Genomic DNA, 1,059 nt, shown 5'->3' on the forward strand with positions numbered 1-1,059 from the left:
ATCCCCAGGCTTCGGTGTCGTGTTTCAGCCCCGGTAATTTTCGGCGCAGGACCTCTCGGCTAGTGAGCTATTACGCACTCTTTGAATGTGTGGCTGCTTCTGAGCCAACATCCTAGCTGTCTATGAAATCCCACATCCTTTTCCACTTAACACGCACTTTGGGACCTTAGCCGTGGATCTGGGCTCTTTCCCTTTTGACTACCCAACTTATCTCGTGTAGTCTGACTCCTGTTCACCACCTTATTGGCATTCGGAGTTTGATAATCTTTGGTAAGCGGTGAAGCCCCCGCGGATATTCAGTGCTCTACCTCCAAAAGGTTTGATACAGGGCTAGCCCTAAAGCTATTTCGGGGAGAACCAGCTATCTCCGAGTTCGATTGGAATTTCTCCCCTATCCACAGCTCATCACCACCCTTTTCAACGGATGTGTGTTCGGACCTCCACAGCCTTTTACGGCCGCTTCATCCTGTCCATGGATAGATCACCCGGTTTCGGGTCTATGTATAAAGACTATCGCCCTGTTCAGACTCGGTCTCCCTTCGGCTATTCACCTTAAGTGCTTAACCTTGCCTCCATACATAACTCGCCGGACCGTTCTACAAAAAGTACGCGATCACCCTCGTATGGGGCTTTCGCAGCTTGCAGGCACAGGGTTTCAGGTTCTCTTTCACTCCCCTCCCGGGGTCCTTTTCACCTTTCCCTCACGGTACTATACGCTATCGGTCACTAAGTAGTATTTAGCCTTACGGGGTGGTCCCCGCGCGTTCAGACAAGGTTTCACGTGTCTCGTCCTACTCTGGATACTGCCTCGCTTTGATCCCTTTCGTGTACGGGGGTTTCACCCTCTCTGCCGCTGCCTTCCCATGCAGCTTCCACTAGGTATCTCCATCGATCATGCAGTCCGAACCCCAAAGAGCAAGCTCTCTGGTTTGGGCTCTTCCGCGTTCGCTCGCCGCTACTTACGGAATCACTTTTGTTTTCTCTTCCTCCGGCTACTTAGATGTTTCAGTTCACCGGGTTCCCTCCGTATGACTATGGATTCATCATACGGTGACGGAG

The 1,059-nt window shown here is 51.7% G+C and carries 1 rRNA gene; it reads right to left on the reverse strand.

Going from position 1 to position 1,059, the window contains the following annotated elements:
• Positions 1 to 1,059, reverse strand: a 23S ribosomal RNA gene (locus G589_RS0117580); the annotation flags it as partial.

Source organism: Butyrivibrio sp. VCB2001, assembly GCF_000423965.1.
GTDB lineage: Bacteria > Bacillota > Clostridia > Lachnospirales > Lachnospiraceae > Butyrivibrio.